At 72.2% G+C, this 18,055-nt stretch carries 16 protein-coding genes; 11 read left to right on the top strand and 5 right to left on the bottom strand.

What is annotated here, in order from left to right:
* The first annotated feature begins 397 nt into the window (after nt 1–397).
* Both OHA30_RS16805 and OHA30_RS16810 read left to right on the top strand, forming a co-directional pair.
* Nucleotides 398–1,867: a PP2C family protein-serine/threonine phosphatase gene (locus OHA30_RS16805; protein WP_328914657.1), complete on the top strand. Its 1,470-nt coding sequence runs from the start codon at nt 398–400 to the stop codon at nt 1,865–1,867.
* A 95-nt stretch (nt 1,868–1,962) separates the two neighbouring features.
* Complete coding sequence (locus tag OHA30_RS16810) at nt 1,963–3,495, top strand: aminopeptidase P family protein (RefSeq protein ID WP_328914658.1); 1,533 nt, start codon at nt 1,963–1,965, stop codon at nt 3,493–3,495.
* Nucleotides 3,496–3,577: 82 nt separating this feature from the next.
* On the opposite strand, the gene OHA30_RS16815 is transcribed toward OHA30_RS16810, so the two are convergent.
* Entirely contained in the window at nt 3,578–4,021 is a 444-nt protein-coding gene (locus tag OHA30_RS16815; protein WP_328914659.1) for an ATP-binding protein, read from the bottom strand.
* Between the two features lie 207 nt (nt 4,022–4,228).
* Between OHA30_RS16815 and OHA30_RS16820 the strand changes: the two genes are divergently transcribed.
* From OHA30_RS16820 to OHA30_RS16860, 9 genes are all read left to right on the top strand, one after another.
* Complete coding sequence (locus OHA30_RS16820) at nt 4,229–5,077, top strand: hypothetical protein (RefSeq protein WP_328914660.1); 849 nt, start codon at nt 4,229–4,231, stop codon at nt 5,075–5,077.
* Nucleotides 5,078–5,291: 214 nt separating this feature from the next.
* On the top strand, nt 5,292–6,065 hold the full coding sequence (locus OHA30_RS16825) for a YcnI family copper-binding membrane protein (RefSeq protein WP_328914661.1): 774 nt from the start codon (nt 5,292–5,294) through the stop codon (nt 6,063–6,065).
* A 47-nt stretch (nt 6,066–6,112) separates the two neighbouring features.
* On the top strand, nt 6,113–6,775 hold the full coding sequence (locus OHA30_RS16830; RefSeq protein ID WP_328914662.1) for an SCO family protein: 663 nt from the start codon (nt 6,113–6,115) through the stop codon (nt 6,773–6,775).
* On the top strand, nt 6,772–7,311 hold the full coding sequence (locus OHA30_RS16835) for a copper chaperone PCu(A)C (RefSeq protein WP_328914663.1): 540 nt from the start codon (nt 6,772–6,774) through the stop codon (nt 7,309–7,311). The genes OHA30_RS16830 and OHA30_RS16835 overlap by 4 nt, the downstream gene beginning before the upstream one ends.
* Nucleotides 7,312–7,369: 58 nt before the next feature.
* Nucleotides 7,370–9,499 carry a copper resistance CopC/CopD family protein gene (locus OHA30_RS16840; RefSeq protein ID WP_328914664.1) on the top strand — a complete coding sequence of 710 codons (2,130 nt, stop codon included), beginning with the start codon at nt 7,370–7,372 and terminating at the stop codon, nt 9,497–9,499.
* The gene (gene efeB, locus OHA30_RS16845; protein ID WP_405785566.1) at nt 9,496–10,836 is read left to right on the top strand and encodes an iron uptake transporter deferrochelatase/peroxidase subunit; all 1,341 of its coding nucleotides are present in this window, start codon (nt 9,496–9,498) and stop codon (nt 10,834–10,836) included. Before OHA30_RS16840 ends, efeB begins: the two co-directional genes overlap by 4 nt.
* Nucleotides 10,837–10,937: 101 nt before the next feature.
* Nucleotides 10,938–11,867 (top strand): prephenate dehydratase, encoded by a 930-nt coding sequence (gene pheA / locus OHA30_RS16850; RefSeq protein ID WP_328914665.1) that lies wholly within the window; start codon nt 10,938–10,940, stop codon nt 11,865–11,867.
* Between the two features lie 555 nt (nt 11,868–12,422).
* The gene (gene serS / locus OHA30_RS16855; protein WP_328914666.1) at nt 12,423–13,706 is read left to right on the top strand and encodes a serine--tRNA ligase; all 1,284 of its coding nucleotides are present in this window, start codon (nt 12,423–12,425) and stop codon (nt 13,704–13,706) included.
* Nucleotides 13,703–14,533: an HAD family hydrolase gene (locus OHA30_RS16860; RefSeq protein ID WP_328914667.1), complete on the top strand. Its 831-nt coding sequence runs from the start codon at nt 13,703–13,705 to the stop codon at nt 14,531–14,533. Before serS ends, OHA30_RS16860 begins: the two co-directional genes overlap by 4 nt.
* 35 nt (nt 14,534–14,568) lie before the next feature.
* On the opposite strand, the gene OHA30_RS16865 is transcribed toward OHA30_RS16860, so the two are convergent.
* The 4 genes from OHA30_RS16865 to OHA30_RS16880 all read right to left on the bottom strand — a co-directional run bounded on the left by OHA30_RS16865 (nt 14,569) and on the right by OHA30_RS16880 (nt 18,054).
* Nucleotides 14,569–15,276 (bottom strand): rhomboid-like protein, encoded by a 708-nt coding sequence (locus OHA30_RS16865; RefSeq protein ID WP_328914668.1) that lies wholly within the window; start codon nt 15,274–15,276, stop codon nt 14,569–14,571.
* A 168-nt stretch (nt 15,277–15,444) separates the two neighbouring features.
* Nucleotides 15,445–16,215: an ABC transporter permease subunit gene (locus tag OHA30_RS16870; protein WP_328914669.1), complete on the bottom strand. Its 771-nt coding sequence runs from the start codon at nt 16,213–16,215 to the stop codon at nt 15,445–15,447.
* 13 nt (nt 16,216–16,228) lie between these two features.
* Complete coding sequence (locus OHA30_RS16875; RefSeq protein WP_328914670.1) at nt 16,229–17,146, bottom strand: ABC transporter ATP-binding protein; 918 nt, start codon at nt 17,144–17,146, stop codon at nt 16,229–16,231.
* Entirely contained in the window at nt 17,143–18,054 is a 912-nt protein-coding gene (locus OHA30_RS16880) for an ABC-2 transporter permease (RefSeq protein ID WP_405786087.1), read from the bottom strand. The genes OHA30_RS16875 and OHA30_RS16880 overlap by 4 nt, the downstream gene beginning before the upstream one ends.
* Nucleotide 18,055 lies beyond the last annotated feature (1 nt).

An 18,055-nucleotide genomic window follows, 5' to 3' on the forward strand; every position in this document is an offset into this window, starting at 1 on the left:
GACTCCCGTTGGGCGAAGCACCCCTCGCCACTCGGGGTTGGGTCGGCCGTCAACTGCTTACGTACTACGACGCTTGAGCCGGACTTCGGGTTCCTACCCATCACCCGCGATATGACGCGCTGTTGGCTGGGATCAGTCGACAGCGCGCATGAACCGGGGGTGGCGGTTTCCGGCCAAGCTACGGGGGAGTGGCCCCGGACCGCAAGACTCCGACACCATTCCCGGTACCAGGACAATCCTGGACATGCCCACGATCGTGCGTGTAGAAGTGGGGTCCTTGATAGCGGCGCAGCACGACATGGGGGTTTGCGATGCTATTCATCCAGATGCTCCGCGCATTGCGGACGAAAAGCGCTGATTGCCCCGCCTGCTGGTCCCCGGCCGGAAGCCCCCGGTCATGAGCCCCGCCCACGTCGGAAAAGTGGCCGGAACAGAGCCACTTCCTTCCGCTCAGGCGCACACTGGCGCCTCTGCGGCCGTGATCGGAGTACCGGTGGCCTCGCTGGTTCCGCGTGCCCCGGCCACGCCCGTGGTCCCGCCGTCCGGTTCGCGCGCCCCCGTTCTTCCTGCCCGCGGTACCCCCGCTCACACCCTTGCCGTCCAGGACCGGCTGGCCTCCTGGGTCTGCGATCTGTCGCTGCTGCACGAGCTGACCGAGCGGCTGGCCCGTACCGACGATCTGCACGACGCCCAGCACGAGGTGCTGCGGGCCGGCGCCACCCTGGTCGGCGCCCGGCGCGGCCTGATCGCGCTGGAGCCCGTCGACGGCCTGGGCCCGGACACCACCGTCGGCCTGGGGCTCGGGCACAGCGACCTCGGCGCCCTGGAGACCGTTCCGCATATTCCCGGCCATCCGACCGCCGCCGATCCCGCCGATCCGACGGCCGCCGAAACGGTCCACCGCGACCTCCTGCACGAACCCGGCCTCGCCCCCCGGCACCGCGAGGTCGCCGCCCAGCTCGGCCTCGGCGCGAGCTACGCGCTGCCGGTCGCCGCCGAGAGCGGGGGCCGGCTGGGCACGGCCGTCTGGTTCTACGACGAGCCCACCGAACCCGCCGACCGTCAGCGCCGTCTGATGGCCCTTTATCTGCGGTTCGCCGCCGAGCACCTGGCCCGCTGTCTCGACCTGTGCCGTGCCCGGGGCACCACCGCCGCCCTCGCCGCGGAACTGCTGCCCGCCCGGCTGCCGGCCGTGCCCGGTGTGCGGATGGCCGTACGCCACCGGACCGGACCGCGCGGCGGCGGCGACTGGTACGACGCCCTGCCGCTGCCCGAGGGCGCGCTCGGGCTGGCCGTCGGCGGGGTGACCGGGGCCGGGCCCGGCGCGGTCGCCGCCATGGGACGGCTGCGGGCCAGCCTGCGGGCGTACGCGGTGATGGAGGGCGAGGACCCGGTCGCCGTGCTGTCCGATCTGGAGCTGCTGATGCGGCTGACCGAACCGGCCCGCTCGGCGACGGCCCTGTTCGGCTACGCGACCGCGCTGTCCGGCGGCGGCCGCAAGCTCACGCTCGCCGGGGCCGGGCACTGCCCGCCGCTGGTGGTCGGCGACCGGCGCTGCGAGTTCGTGGAGACCACGCTGTCCGCGCCGCTGAACATGCTCAGTTGCTGGGAGGCGCCCAGCGTGGAGCTGCGCGCCCGGCCGGGCGAGACCCTGGTGCTCTACACCGACGGCCTGCTGCACCGCACCGGCGAGCCCGCCGACCGGGCCTTCGCCCGGCTGCACGCCGCCGCCCAGAGCGCGCCGCGGACCGTACGGGAGGACCCCGAGCACTTCGCCGACCATCTGGTGCGCACCGTGCTGCCCGACGGCCTGGACAGGACCGACGGGGTGGAGGACCTGGTGCTGCTGGTCGTGCGCTTCGACTGATGTCCACAGGGCCGTCCGGCGGCCGTCTTCCCTCTTCCGCCCGCACACATACGATGGGACGAAAGGTTCATCGAGTGGCGAGAGGGAGGCAGGACGTGGCGGAGGTCGAGGACACGCAGGAAGCCCGGCAGGTCGAGCAGAACACGCGGGACGAGCAGAAGGCTTCGGAATCGGCGCCGGAGACCACCGAGACCACCGAGACCACGGACAAGCCCGTCAAGAAGCGCAAGAACGGGCTGTACCCCGCGGTGTCCGACGAACTGGCCGCCGTCATGAAGTCCGGCTGGGCCGACACCGAGCTGCACGGCCTCGAACCGATCGCGCAGGCCCCGTACGCCGCCGCCCGGCGCGCCGCGCTGTCCGCCCGCTTCCCCGGCGAGCGGATCGTCGTACCGGCGGGCAATCTGCGCGTGCGGGCCAACGACACGGAGTACCCGTTCCGCGCCGCCAGCGAGTACGCCCACCTCACCGGTGACCAGACGCAGGACGCCGTGCTCGTGCTCGAACCGCTCGCGGGGGGCGGCCACGAGGCGACCGCGTATCTGCTGCCGCGCTCCAACCGGGAGAACGGCGAGTTCTGGCTCGACGGCCAGGGCGAGCTGTGGGTCGGCCGCAGGAACAGTCTGGCCGAGGGCGAGCAACTGCTCGGGCTGCCCTGCCAGGACGTCCGCGAGATCGCGGCCAAGCTGCGCGAGGCCACAGGACCGGTCCGGGTGGTCCGCGGCTACGACGCCGGAATCGAGGCCGCGCTCACCGACAAGGTGACCGCCGAGCGGGACGAGGAGCTGAGCGTCTTCCTCTCCGAACTGCGGCTGGTCAAGGACGAGTTCGAGATCGCCGAGCTCCAGCAGGCGTGCGACTCGACCGCCCGCGGCTTCGAGGACGTCGTCAAGGTGCTCGACCGGGCCGAGGCCACCTCGGAGCGGTACATCGAGGGCACCTTCTTCCTGCGCGCCCGTATCGAGGGCAACGACGTCGGCTACGGCTCCATCTGCGCGGCCGGCCCGCACGCCACCACCCTGCACTGGGTGCGCAACGACGGCCCGGTCCGCCCCGGCGACCTGCTGCTGCTCGACGCGGGCGTGGAGACCCGCACCCTCTACACCGCCGACGTCACCCGTACCCTCCCGATCGACGGCCGCTTCTCGCCGCTCCAGCGGAAGGTCTACGACGCGGTGTACGACGCGCAGCAGGCGGGCATCGACGCCGTCAAACCCGGCGCGGCCTACCGCGACTTCCACGAGGCCGCCCAGCGGGTGCTGGCCGAGCGGCTGGTGGAGTGGGGGCTGCTGGACGGCCCGGTCGAGCGGGTGCTCGAACTCGCCCTCCAGCGCCGCTGGACGCTGCACGGCACCGGGCACATGCTCGGCCTCGACGTGCACGACTGCGCGCGGGCGCGGACCGAGGCGTACGTGGACTGCACGCTGGAGCCCGGAATGGTGCTCACCGTGGAGCCCGGCCTGTACTTCCAGGCGGACGACCTCACCGTGCCGGAGGAGTACCGCGGCATCGGTGTGCGGATCGAGGACGACATCCTCGTCACCGAGGACGGCTGCCGCAATCTGTCGGCCGCGCTCCCGCGCGGCGCCGACGAGGTCGAGGCGTGGATGGCGGGCCTGCGCGGATAGCTCCGGTCGGGCCCGCCCGCACGAGGAACACGGCGGGCCCGCGCGGACCGCGGCGAGACCCGCCGACCGTCGTCCAGCGGCGTCAGGACGCCCTGAGCAGCCCGTCCTCACGCCACTTGAGCACCTTGTCGAACGCCACAACCGTGCCGTGCCCGGGCCGGTCGTGGAAGTGGACATGGTCCACGAGTGCTTCGATCATGAAGAGTCCGCGTCCGTCCTCGGCGTGCCGGCCCATCGGGGTCAGCGGCCGGGGCGGATGGCGGACGCGGTCGCGGGAGAACCCCGGTCCTGAGTCGGCCACCTCGATACGGCAGCGGTCACCGTCGATCTCCGCGGTGACGCTGTAGCCGGTGGCCGTACCGGCGTGTTCCACGGCGTTCGCACAGGCCTCGGAGAGCGCCACCGACAGATCGAAGCAGATGTCGGGATCGACCCCGGCGTTCTCCATCGTCCCCAGCAGCAGCTTCCGGGCGAGCGGAACGCTCGCAGCCTCGCGCCGCAAATGGAGTGACCACCAGATGCTCATGCTCCAGCCTCCTGGCTGCGGCTCGACATACGGTTACGTATTGCCGCGATCGACACTCCGTAAGCGTGGTGTTGACGTGATGCCGCTCATTCGGCGGATGCCCGGTCACGGCGTACGGGTGTAAAGGGAAACTGCGCGGGCACATCGCCACGAGCCGGACACCCCCTGTTCCGCACGGAAACGCGCGGTGAGAAGATGGCCGCCGTCATGGCTTCTCCCGCCACTTCCGTGCGCGCAGGCACCGGTATGCGACTACTGCGGGCCGCGGTGTTCACCGCGGTCTGCGTCGTGCTGGCCGCCGCCGGGCACACCATGGCGTCCGGCGGTACGGTGTCCGGCGCGTCGCTGGTGGTCGGCTGGCTGGCGGTGTTCGCCGTGGTGGCCCCGCTGGCCGGACGGGAACGGACGCTGCCCGGGATCGCGGCCCTGCTCGCGGCGGGACAGCTCGCCCTGCACACGGTCTTCAACGTCGGGCAGATGTGCGCCACCCTCACGGCGGCGCCGGCCGGACCCGACGCCGACCACGGACTGATGGCCACCGCCGCCCGGCTGGTGTGCGGCGAGGGCCAGGCCGGACGGCTCTCCCCGCAGGCCGCGCGGGAGATCGTGGCCCGGGCCGGACTCGGCCCGTCCGCGATCGGCTCGCCCATGCACATGCCCGGCATGCGGATGCCGGGCGACCCCGGCTTCGGCGTCCCGGCGCCTGTCGGCGGCCACGAAGCCCTGGCCCTGTCGCTGTGCACGCTGCCCATGCTGCTCGGCCATCTGCTCGCGGCCGTGATCGCGGGCTGGCTGCTGCGCCGCGGCGAGGCCGCGCTGTGGCGGCTGATCCGGCTGTCGGTACGCGGCGCCGCCGGGCTGACCGCGCTGACGCCCGCCCTCCTGCTGCGCCGGGCGTACGCCGCCGCCCTGCTCGCCGCGCTCGCGGCCGGGGCTCCGTACGTCCGGCTGCGGGTCCGGTGCGCGACACCGGAGGCGGCGGCCCGGCACCGTACGGTCTGGCTGCGGCACTGTCTGGCCAGGCGTGGTCCTCCCGTGGTCGTACTCGCGGCCTGACGCCGCGTCGGCTCCCCGTGGGGAGCGCTGACGCACGCGCGGGCCGCCCGGCCGCCTCCCCGTACACAACCGTGGCTCTTCCTCGGCCTCTCCATGGCCTCTCCACGGCTGTACGCGCTCCCGCGCGTTCGGGGAAGGCATCCGCGCGCCCTTGGACGCGCGCGGGAAACCCGCCAACGTCAGCGCACCACTCACTGTGGAGAAGACCCCTGCCATGAGCAGCTCTCGTATGCGCGGCCGTGCCGCGACCGTCGCCGCACTCGCCGGTTCCGTCGTCCTGCTGGCCGCCGTGCCCGCCTTCGCCCATGTCACCGTGCAGCCCAACACGGCGGCCAAGGGCAGTTACAGCACGGTCGCCTTCAAGGTGCCGAACGAGGAGGACGGCGCGTCCACGATCAAGGTGGAGGTCAATCTGCCGGCCGACCACCCGATCGCCTCGGTCTCGATCCAGCCGGTGCCCGGCTGGACCGCGAAGGTCGTCAAGTCGAAGCTGGCCACGCCGATCAAGTCGGACGACGGCACGATCGACGAGGCCGTCACCAAGATCACCTGGAGCGGGGGCAAGATCGAGCCCGGGCAGTTCCAGCAGTTCCCGGTCTCCTTCGGACCGCTGCCCGCCGACGCGGACTCGCTGTCCTTCAAGGCGCTCCAGACGTACGACAACGGGGACATCGTCCGCTGGATCGACATCGCCCAGGCCGGCCAGTCCGAGCCTGAGCACCCCGCGCCGACCATCAAGCTGACGGCCGCCCCCTCCGACGACGGCGCCGCCCCTGCTACTACGACCCCCGCCGCGGCCCCGGCCACCGACGCCAAGGACGCGCAGCCTGCGGCCGCCTCCGCCGACAGCAGCGACGGCACCGCCCGCACGCTCGGCATCGTCGGAATCGTCGTCGGTGTGATCGGCGTCGGCTTCGGCGTGCTCGCCGGGCGCCGCCGCGGCACGGGCGGCTCGTCGGACTCCGGCGGATCGTCGGCCTCGGCCTGATCCGGCTCCATCCGGGCGGCCGCGGCTCATCGAACAGGACCTCTCACATGCGCACCACCGTCAAACTCGGCGCCGTCGCCCTGGCCGCCGCCTCCGCCCTGCTGCTCTCCGGCTGCGGCGCCTCCGGCGGTTCCGACTCCTCCGACGCCGCCGCCGTGGCCGCGGTCTCGGGTGGGTCCCAGGGGGCCGGCACCGTGCTCGACACACCCTTCACCAAGCCGGACCTCGTACTGACCGACAACCACGGCAAGCCGTTCGACCTGGTGAAGCAGACCGCGGGCCGGCCCACCCTGCTCTTCTTCGGCTACACACACTGCCCCGACGTCTGCCCGACCACGATGGGCGATCTGGCGCTGGCCAAGTCCGAGCTGCCGCGGGCCGACCAGGACAAGCTGCGGGTGGTCTTCGTCAGCACCGACCCCGAGCGCGACACCCCGGCCCGGCTCACCGAGTGGCTCAAGGCGCTCGACCCGAGCTTCATCGGGCTGACCGGCAAGTTCGCCACCATCGAGGCCGCGGCGCGCTCGGTCGGCGTGGGCATCTCCGCGCCGGTCAAGGAGAAGGACGGCAGCGTCACAGTGACCCACGGCGCCGAGGTGCTGGCCTTCTGGCCCAAGGACGACAAGGCGCATGTGCTCTACATGTCCGGCACCACCGCCGAGCAGTACGCGCACGACCTGCCGAAGATCATCAGGAGCGAGAAGCCGTGAGCGGGCCCGGAGACAGGTCCGCGGGGCGGCCCGTACGGCGGCGGATCGCGCTGAGCGCGGGCGCGGTCGTCACGGTGGGCGCTGCCCTGGCCTTCACCGGGTGCTCCTCCACCGGCACCTCGGCCCGTACGTCGACCCGTACGGCCGCCGACCGGAAGAGTGCCGCGCATCTGACCGTGAGCGGGGGCTACCTACCCCAGCCGCTGCTCACCGACATGGCCGCCGCCTACTTCACCGTCACCAACCCGGACGGGACCGACGCCGAACTGACCTCCGTGACCAGCCCGCTGGCCGCACACACCACCCTGCACACCACCACCGGCACGACCATGCGACAGGTGGACTCCCTGACCGTCCCGGCGCACGGCACACTCGCGCTCGGCACCGGCGGCGACCATCTGATGCTGGAGAACCTCACCCACAAGCCACTCGTCGGCGACACGGTGACCCTGACCCTCCACTTCGCACACGCCACGCCCGCCACGATGACGGTCACCGTGCCCGTGCGCCCGACGACGTACCGTCCGAAGGGCTGACAAGCCGATGAACAAGCGGTTGTACGTGCCGATACCGACGACGCCGAGAGCGCCGACCATGCGGAAGACACCGGATTCACCGCCGCCGCCCCGGACGGCCCGGCCGGGGCTCCCCCTGCCGGGCACGCCGACGACCGGCGGGAGCGCGCCCGCGCGCCGCCGCGTCCGGCGCCGGCTCGCCGGGCTCGCCGCCCTGCTCGGGACGCTGCTCGCCGTGCTGCTCGGCACGGCCGCGCCCGCGTCCGCGCACGCCGCGCTGATCGGCATGGACCCCGCCAGGGGTTCGGTGGTCAAGACGGCGCCGTCCCGTATCGTGCTCACCTTCTCCGAGGGGGTGCTGCTCTCCGACGACTCGCTGCGGGTGCTCGACCCGCAGGGGACGAACGTCGCCGTCGGCGCCCCGGGGCATGTGAGCGGCACCGACTCCGGATCCACCGCCACCGTGGCGCTGCGCCCCGGGCTCGGCGACGGCACGTACACCGTGGCCTGGCGGGCGATCTCGCAGGACAGCCACCCGGTCTCGGGCGCCTTCACCTTCTCGGTCGGCGCGCCCTCCAAGACCGCGGTCAACCTGTCGGGCGCGGCCGCGGCAGGCGGCGGGACGGCCGGCACGCTCTACGGGATCGGCCGCTACTTCGCCTACGGCGGGTTCGCGCTGCTGGTCGGCGCCTCGGTCTTCCTCTCGGTCTGCTGGCCGCGCGGTGCCATGCTGCGGCCGATGCGCCGGCTCGCCGCGGGCGGCTGGGCCACCCTGGTCGTCTCGACCATCGCCCTGCTGATGCTGCGCGGCCCCTATGTCAACGGCAAGGGGCTCGGCCAGGTCTTCGATCTCGCGGTGATGCGGGACCAGCTGGAGACCAGACCGGGCGCCGCCCTGCTCTCCCGGCTGCTGCTGCTCGCCGCCGCCGCGGTCTTCCTCGCGGTGCTCTTCGGCAGCTACGCCAAGCGCGAGGACTCCGCGGAACGCGCCGATCTGGCCTGGGGTCTGGGCATCGGCGGCACGGTCGTGGCGGTCGGCATCGCGGCCACCTGGGCGATGGCCGAGCACGCCTCGGTCGGCATCCAGCGCAGGCTGGCCATGCCGGTGGACGTGATCCATCTGCTGTCCATGGCGATCTGGATGGGCGGCCTGATCACCCTGCTCGTCGCCCTGTGGGCGCCCTCGATGGCCGACCGGCCGGTCGAGCGCTTCGCCGTCCACCGCTTCTCGCTGCTGGCCCTGACCTCGATCACCCTGCTGGTCGCCACGGGCACGTATCAGGCGTGGCGGCAGATCGGCACCTGGCGGGCGTTCACCGACACGTCGTACGGGCGGCTGCTGCTGATCAAGATCGGCCTGGTGGGCGGGCTGGTCGTCATCGCGTGGTTCTCACGGCGCTGGACGGGGGCGCTGGCGGTGCCGTCGGGGGTACGGGCGGGGTCCTCCTCCGGGTCGGCTTCGTCGGCGGCCTCGTCCTCGGCGCGGATCGGTGCTCAGGCGGCGGCGCCGGAACGTACGGCCGTACGGGAGCCGGTCGGCGCGGCCGCCTCGGACGGCACCGAATCGGAGAGGGCTGAGGGCGCGGAGGGGTCCGGGTCCGAGAAGGCGGCCGATCCCGCGCGGGCCGCCCAGCTGCGGCGGCAGCAGACCGCGCGCCGGAACGCCGAGGCCCGCAAGGTGCGCGAGGCGGACCCGGCGCGCGGTGCGCTGCGCCGCTCGGTGCTCGCGGAGGCGGCCGTCGCCGTGGTACTGCTCGCGGTCACCACGACGCTGTCGGGTTCGCAGCCTGGGCGGGCCGCCGAGGAGCAGAAGGCCCTGCCGGACGCGGGGGTCGGGGCCTCCCCCGGCTCCGGCGCCCCGCAGCAGATCGCGGTCACCCTCCCGTACGACACCGGCGGCCCGAAGGGCAAGGGCGCCGCCGGGGTCACCGTGGACCCGGGCCGGGCCGGCACCCCCAATCAGCTGCTGGTGCTGCTGACGGACCCGGACGGCAACCCGGTCAACGTCCCCGAGCTGCGGGTGTCCCTCACCCTCCCGGACAAGCACCTCGGCCCGATCCCGGTCCTGGTGCACCGGATGACCCTCGGGCACTGGATGGCGGCCGAGGTCCAGCTGCCGCTGCCGGGCACCTGGCAGCTGGCCGTCACCGTCCGCACCTCGGACATCGACGAGGTGACGGTCACGAAGAACGTACGGATCACGTCGTGAGCGCTGTGGACAGGAAAGCCGCCGGGAAGCCGGAGACCACCGGGAAGCGGGAGACCACCGGGAAGCCGGAGAGCACCCCCGCCGAGCGGCCGGGCGACGGTCCCGCGCTCTCCCGGCGGCGGCTGCTCGGGACGGCGGGGGCGGCGGGCGCGGCCGGGCTGGCGGTCGGCGCCGGCGGCTTCGGCGCGGCGCTGGCCGTGCGCGACGAACCCACCGCGCTGACCTCCGTGGGCGCGGGCCGCGTCCCGTTCGAAGGCGTACGGCAGGCCGGGATCACGCAGCCCGCGCAGGCCCGGGGGCATCTGGTCGCCTTCGACCTCGCCCCCGGCGCCGACCGCCGGGCGGCCGCCGCGCTGCTGCGGCGCTGGTCGGACGCGGCGCGCGAGATGACCCGGGCCGACCGGCCGCTGACCCCGGCGTCGTACGACGACCAGGTGGCCGACGACGCCGGGCCGTCCTCGCTCACCGTTACCTTCGGCTTCGGGCGGAGCTTCTTCGGCCGGACCGGGCTGACCTCGCGGCTGCCGGAGGCGCTCGCGCCGCTGCCGGTCTTCCCGGGCGACGCGCTCGATCCGAAGCGCGGCGACGGCGATCTGTGGGTGCAGATCGGCGCCGACGACGCGCTGGTCGCCTTCCACGCGCTGCGGGTGATCCAGAAGTCCGCCCGCGACACCGCCTCCGTGCGCTGGCAGATGAACGGCTTCAACCGCACCCCGGGCGCGACCGCGCGGCCGATGACCGCCCGCAATCTGATGGGCCAGATCGACGGCACGAACAACCCCAAGCCGACCGAGTCCGACTTCGATCAGCGGATCTTCGTACCGGCGGCGGGTATGTCCGGCTCCCCCGAGTGGATGGCGGGCGGGTCGTACGCCGTCTTCCGGCGGATCAGGATGCTGCTCGACTCCTGGGACCATCTGCCGGTGGAGCGGCAGGAGAAGGTGATCGGGCGGCGCAAGTCCGACGGGGCGCCGCTGTCCGGGGGCATCGAGACGACCCCGCCCGACCTGGAGAAGTTCAACCCGGACGGGTCGCTCGCCATCGCGGCCGACGCGCACATCAGGGTCGCGGCGCCCGCCTCCAACGGCGGCGCGGCGATGCTGCGGCGGGCGTTCTCGTACCACGACGGCATCGGCGGCGACGGCGCCCCGGACGCCGGGCTGCTCTTCGTGGCCTGGCAGGCCGACCCGGCCAGGGGTTTCGTGCCCGTGCAGCGCAAGCTCGACGGCGCCGACGGGCTGTCCCGCTTCCTGCGGCACGAGGCCGGCGGTCTGTACGCGGTGCCGGGCGGGGTCGGGCCGGGCGAGTACGTGGGGCAGCGGCTGCTGGAGGGGTGAGCGGCGGGGGCCTCCCGCCGGGGTGCGGGCGGCTTCGGTGAGGTGCGGCCGCCGGGAAGCGGCCGTGCGGCCCACCCCGCGCGGGCCGTTAGGCTGAACGCATGTCTGCGGCGAGTCGCTACACGTATCTGGGACCTGAGGGCACCTTCACCGAGGCAGCGCTGCGTACGCTGCCCGAGGCCGCCACGCGCGAGCTGGTCCCGATGGTGTCGGTGCCCGCGGCGCTGGACGCGGTGCGCAACGGGCAGGCGGGCGGCGCGCTCGTACCGATCGAGAACTCGGTGGAGGGCGGCATCACCGCCACCCTCGACCAGCTGGCGTTCGGCGAGCCGCTGATGATCTACCGCGAGGTGCTGTTGCCGATCGCCTTCGCGCTGCTGGTCAGGCCGGGTACGGAGCTGAGCGCGGTCAAGACGGTGACCGGGCACATGGCCGCCCAGGTCCAGGTGCGCAACTGGCTGGCCGAGCATCTGCCCGACGCGGTGTGGGAGTCGGCGGCCTCGAACGCGGACGGCGCGCGGCTGGTCCAGGAGGGCCGTTTCGACGGAGCCTTCGCGGGCGAGTTCGCGGCGCCGACCTACGGTCTGGAGCCGCTGGCGACCGAGATCCACGACGCGCAGAACGCGACGACCCGGTTCGTGCTGGTCGGCCGCCCTGCGCGGCTCGCGGCACCGACCGGCGCGGACAAGACCTCGGCGGTGTTCTGGCTGCGGGACGACCACCCGGGCGCGCTGCTCGAACTGCTCCAGGAGTTCGCGATCCGCGGGGTGAACCTGATGCGGATCGAGTCCCGTCCGACCGGCCGCGGCCTGGGTCAGTACTGCTTCTCGGTGGACGCCGAGGGCCATCTCACCGACCGCCGGGTCGGGGAGACCCTGATGGGGCTGCGTCGGCGCTGTCTGAATGTACGATTCCTCGGTTCGTATCCCCGGGCCGACGCGGTGGCTCCCTCGGTGGCCAGGGGGGCCGGCGACGAGGAGTTCACCGAGGCCGCGGACTGGCTGAACCGGGCGCTCGACGGCCGCGGCTGAGCGGTCCGCGCGGTTGTCCACCGGGTTATCCACAGGCTTGGCGCGCGCCCTGTGGGTAACTGGGGACAAGTCGACAGTAGAACCCGACCTAGTCGACAAATAGGTACACAGACACCAGGTCCCCCCGGAGCGACACAGTCCACCCCGCGTCACCCCAATTCCCACGGTCCATCCTCCCGAGGGAACACTTCTCACTCGAAAGGGAGTGTGGAACGGGTTTGGATGGGGAATCCATAGCCGATCATCCGGCCCTGGAAACGATCTCCACACTTCTCCACAGATCTTCCCCACACCCTGTGGACAAGGTGCGGAAATTGCGGTCCCACCTGTGGATAACTTTCCCCAATGTTGCCCCCGAACAGCCATGAAGCTGTTGATCAACTCCGGTTCTCCACAGGGTGGATGACCCGGAGGAGGTATCAACCCAATAGCGTTGACGAGAGGCTATTCACTTCGCTTTACGGATTTCCCTTGCTTTTCACTCGAAGTGGACATATTGCGCATTACTCCCTTAAGTTGTCGCGCTCGATGGCCCCGCCCCGGTAGCCTGTGACCGTGATTGACCTTCGCCTGCTTCGTGAGGACCCCGACCGTGTGCGCGCCTCCCAGCGCGCCCGTGGAGAGGACGTCGCACTCGTCGACTCCCTCCTTTCCGCCGACGAACGGCGCAGGTCCTCCGGTACCCGCTTCGACGAGCTGCGCGCCGAGCAGAAGCAGCTGGGCCGGCTGATCCCGAAGGCGCAGGGCGACGAGAAGGCCGAGCTGCTCAAGCGCACCAAGGAGCTGGCGGAGGCGGTCAAGGCCGCCGACACCGAGCAGCAGGACGCCGCCGAGGAGGCCAGGCAGCTGCTGCTGCGGCTGGGCAACCTCGTCCACCCCGACGCTCCGATCGGCGGCGAGGAGGACTTCGTCGTCGTCGAGCGGCACGGCACCCCCCGCGACTTCGCCGCCGAGGGCTTCGCCCCCAAGGACCACCTGGACCTGGGCGAGCGGCTGGGCGCCATCGACATGGACCGCGGCGCCAAGGTCTCCGGCTCGCGCTTCTACTACCTGACGGGCGTCGGCGCGCTGCTGGAGCTGGCCCTGGTCAACGCGGCGATCGCGCAGGCCACCGCGGCCGGCTTCATCCCCGTCCTGACCCCGACGCTGGTCAAGCCCGCCGCCATGGCGGGCACCGGCTACCTCGGCCAGGTCGAGGACGACGTGTACTACCTGGAGAAGGACGACCTCTACCTGGTCGGCACCTCCGAGGTCCCGCTCGCCGCCTACCACATGGACGAGATCATCGACGCGGGCCGGCTGCCGCTGCGCTACGCGGGCTTCTCGCCGTGCTACCGGCGCGAGGCGGGCTCGTACGGCAAGGACACCCGCGGCATCATCCGCGTCCACCAGTTCGACAAGGTGGAGATGTTCGTCTACACCTCCCCGGAGGAGGCCGAGGCCGAGCACCGGCGGCTGCTGGAGTGGGAGAAGCAGTGGCTGACCTCGCTGGAGCTGCCGTTCCAGGTGATCGAGCTGGCCTCCGGTGACCTGGGGTCGTCCGCGTCGCGCAAGTTCGACTGCGAGGCGTGGATTCCGACGCAGGGCAAGTACCGCGAGCTGACCTCGACGTCCAACACCACCGAGTTCCAGGCCCGCCGGCTGAACGTCCGGCTGCGCGACGCGAACGGCACCCGGCCGCTGGCGACGCTCAACGGCACGCTGTGCGCGGTGCCGCGGACCATCGTGGCGCTCCTGGAGAACCACCAGCAGGCCGACGGTTCGGTGCGGGTGCCCGAGCCGCTGCGGCCGTACCTGGGCGGGCGGGAAGTGCTCGAACCCGTCTCCGCCGCCAAGTGACCGGCGCCGCGGGGGCCGTTCCGGATCCGCTGCCGTACCGGCTGGTGGCCACCGATCTGGACGGCACCCTGCTGCGCGAGGACGGCACCGTCTCGCAGGTGTCACGGGACGCGCTCACGGCCGTGGCGGCGGCGGGCGCCGCGCACATCGTCGTCACCGGGCGGTCGGTGCCCTGGACCCGGCATGTGCTGGCCGACCTCGACTACCACGGCCTCGCCGTCTGCGGCCAGGGCGCGCAGCTCTACGACGCGGGCGCGCACCGGCTGCTGACCTCGATCACCCTGGACCGGCAGCTTGCCGGGCTGGCGCTGGCCAAAATCGAGGCGGAGGTCGGGCCGGTCGCGGTGGCCGCGAGCCGGGACGGCCTCAGCGGCGACGTGCTGATCGGCGAGGGGTACGTCTACCACCCCGAGCTGCCGGTCGTCCTCATGGCGGACCCCGCCGAGCTGTGGGCCGAGCCGATCAACAAGCTCTACATCCAGCGGCGCGAACTCGGTGACGACGGTCTGGCCCGGGCGGCGCGGGCCGTCGCCGGTGATCTGGTGGGCGTGACGGTCGCGGGCGATGGCATCGTGGAGCTGCTGCCGCTCGGGCTGACCAAGGCGACCGGGCTCGCGCTGGCCGCGCGGCGGCTCAAGGTGACGGCCGCCGAGACGATCGCCTTCGGCGACATGCCCAATGACATCGCGATGCTGAAGTGGGCCGGGCACGGCGTGGCGATGGCCAACGCCCATGCCGAACTCAAGGCGGTCGCCGACGAGATCACGGCGTCCAACGACGAGGACGGCATCGCGCTGGTGCTGGAACGGGTCTTCGGACCGCTCTGACCGGCCGGCCCGCTCACAGGCTGCGGCCTCGCCGCCTACAGCGACGGCAGGCGGCTGCGGCCCGGCGGCGTGAGCCCGTAACAGCACAGGCCGATCAGCACGGCCGTCAGATGGCCCAGATCGGTGAACGTGCCGTTGTTGAGCACCGGCGTCCCGAAGAAGATCAGCACCCCGGCCAGATAGCCCCAGCGCCACGGCCGGGGCACCCGGTAGGCGAGGACGCCGATGACGCCCGCGAGCCCGTAGCTGACCCCGATGTCGACGGTGTGGGCCAGCGAGCGCGGCAGCCGGTCGTCGCGGATGCCGAAGAGCACGGCCTTCTGGCTGACCACCGTGGCCCCCACATGCGCGATCGCCGCGACGAGCAGCCAGCGCAGGGTGCCGAGCCAGCGTTCGGCGGTGGCGTGCACCAGCTCGAAGAGCACGGCGTAGAAGGCGAAGCCGGACGGCGTCTCGATCCACAGCGCGCTGGCGATCAGTACGCGGATCGGGTGACTGCGCAGCTCCACGAGGTTGGTGCTGAGGTGGTGCAGAAGATACGACCGCAGATGCGGGGACATCCCGGCGGCGATCCCGCTGGTGATCGCGAGGATCAGCAGCCAGATGTGGGTACCGGGGGTGGCACGGACCCAGCCCGTGATCAGGCGCCGCGGGTCCGCGGAGGCGAAGCGGCGGTACAGGGCGGAGGGGAGGACCGCGCGGCCCGGTGGGGGCGGGGAGGTCTCCGGTATTTCCGGTGCCATCCCCACCAGTGTTCACCGCGAGGCTGTGTGCCGCCCGTGGGCCGGGGCGGGTGGCCGGGGGCGGGTGGCCGGGGCGGCGGTGCGGGGTGGCGGCGCGGCGGGAGAGGCGGGCCCGTGCGCCGCCCCCGGGGGAAGTCGGGGGCGGCGGGGCTCAGCGCTGCCGGGGCCTCACTCCTCCCCGGCGAGCTTGAGGGTCCGCAGCCGGTGGCCCGCGAACCAGGTCGTGGCGACCGTGACCCCCGCGAGCAGCACGATCCCGGTCGGCAGCGACACCGCCGAGGTGACCAGGTCGCCATGGGCGATCGTCCGGGTGACGGCCAGCGACCACTGCTGGACGCTGAGGGTCTGCGCGCCCGACACAAAGCCGCCGATCACGGTCTCCCACACCAGGGCGTAGACCAGACCGACCACGACCGCGTGCCGGGTGAGCACCCCGAGCAGCAGGAATATCGCCGCATAGGCGACGGACGCGACCACGGTGCCGATCGCGAAGGCGACCGCGAGGTTCTGCCCGTTGCCGTTGAGGATGTACCCGGCGATCAGGGTGGGGACGGCGGAGAAGGCGACAGTCACGCCTATGGCGACCAGCAGCTTGGTGAAGACGATGGTCGACCGTCGGACCGGCTTGGCCAGCAGATAGACGATCGCGCCGTCGTCGATCTCCGGGCCGATCGCGCCGGTGCCCGCGATGACGCCGACCAGCGGCACCATCGCGCTGAGCGCGAAGCCCTGGAGCAGATTGTTCGCGGTGGAGTCGTCGGCGCCGCTGAGCGCGCGGACGGCGGCGGCGATGACCAGCAGGAGCAGCGGCAGCGCGAAGAGCAGCAGGGCGCGGCGACGGCCGAGCAGCGCGCGATAGGTGAGCCGGGCCACGGTGGGGTGGTAGAAGACGGGTCCGGAGGCCGGCGGCGCCTTGGGGAGCGCGGTGGTGAGGGACATGTCGGTCGGCTCCTTACGCCGTGACCAGGTAGGAGAAGACGCTCTCCAGGGACTCGTCGGACGGCGAGACCTCGTAGAGCCGGATGCCGTGGTCGCGGGCGATCCGGGGCAGGAACTCGGTGAAGCCGGCGAAGTCGATCGCCTGGATGCGCAGGGCCTTCTCGCTCCAGTCCAGCTCGATCCCGGCGGTGGACGCGTGCGCGATGAGCACGGACGCGAGCTGCCGGTCGTCACTGGACCGTACGAGGTAGCGGTGCGGACGGTCGGTCATCAGGCGGCGGATCTTGCGGAAGTCGCCGGACGCCGCGTGCCGTCCCGCCACCACGACCTCGATGTGGTGGGCGAGCTGCTCGACCTCCTCCAGGATGTGCGAGGAGAACAGCACGGTCCGGCCCTCGGCGCCCATCCGCCGCAGCAGCTCCATCAGGTGCAGCCGCTGCCGGGGGTCCATGCCGTTGAACGGCTCGTCGAGCAGCAGCACGGACGGCTCGTGGACCAGCGCGGACGCCATCTTGGCGCGCTGCCGCATCCCTTTGCTGTAGGTGTCGATCCGCCGGTCCTGCGCGTACTCCATCTCGACGGTGGCCAGCGCCCTCTGCGCGGCCGCCCCGGGATCGCGCAGCCCGTGCAGCTCGGCGTTGGCGACCACGAACTCGCGCGCGGTCAGGAAGTCGTACATCGCCTCGCGTTCGGGGACGATGCCGATCTCGCGGTACGCCTCCTCGTTGCGCCAGATGGCGGTGCCGTCGAGGGTGACCGCGCCGTCGGAGGGGGCGAGGAACCCGGCCATCATGTTGATGAGGGTGGACTTGCCCGCGCCGTTGGGGCCGAGCAGGCCGGTCACACCGGGGCCGATCGTCATGGTGATGTCGTTGACGGCCACCACGTTGCCGAACCAGCGGGAGACAGCCTCGATGCCGATCGTCGTCATGACAGGCCCACCTTCCGGTAACGGCGCATCAGCAGGCCGAAGCTGCCCGCCACGATGGCGGCGACGGCCAGCAGGTACATGATCCCGTTGAACGCGTCGTACGGTCCCGCGGCGTGCGGGAAGGCGGAGGTCGAGCCGAGGAACCAGCTCTGCACGCCGTCGATCAGCGTGATCGGCGAGAAGAGGCCGAGCCAGCCGATGACGTGGTACTTCTCCTGGGAGTCGGCCACGGCCTGCACGCTGGAGACCGCGCCGTAGGTGATGACGAACACCGCGATGATCGCGGCGACGCCGAAGCCGCGCCGCGGGGTGACGGCCGCGATCACCAGGCCGATGCCCGCGAAGAGCAGGGAGAGCAGAAGTACGGACACCAGGCCCTTCGCAAACCCGGCGGTCTGGGTGCCGAAGCTGAGCTTCGCCAGCAGCGCGCCGACGTAGAGGATGACGAGCGGCACGGCGGTCAGCAGGAAGAGCGCCGTGGTGAGCGCCGCGTACTTGGCGGCGACGTAGTCGACCCGCTCGATCGGCCGCGAGAAGTACAGCGGGGTGGTCTTGAAGCGCAGGTCGCGCGAGACGGACTGCGGGGCCTGCGAGGCGACGAAGAGCGTGATCACCGCCTGAAGGATCACCGCGTAGCGCGTGTAGTCGACCGGCAGTCTGCTCATGTCGGTGAAGACGGCGACAGCCACCATGATCAGGGCGGGCGCGCACATCACGCCCAGCAGGATCATCGGCAGCACCTTGGACTTGGCGCTGCGGCCGAGGCCGTACGCGCCGCGCAGGCTCTGCACGTACAGCGACTGCCGGGCGTAGGCGCGGCCGAGGCGCGGGCCCTGGTACTTGCGGTAGCCGATGTTGTGGATGACGTCGGGGGGCGAGCCGGCGGAGGGGGCGCCGACGGGGGTGATC

Source organism: Streptomyces sp. NBC_00223 (assembly GCF_036199905.1).
In the GTDB taxonomy this organism is placed as follows: domain Bacteria; phylum Actinomycetota; class Actinomycetes; order Streptomycetales; family Streptomycetaceae; genus Actinacidiphila.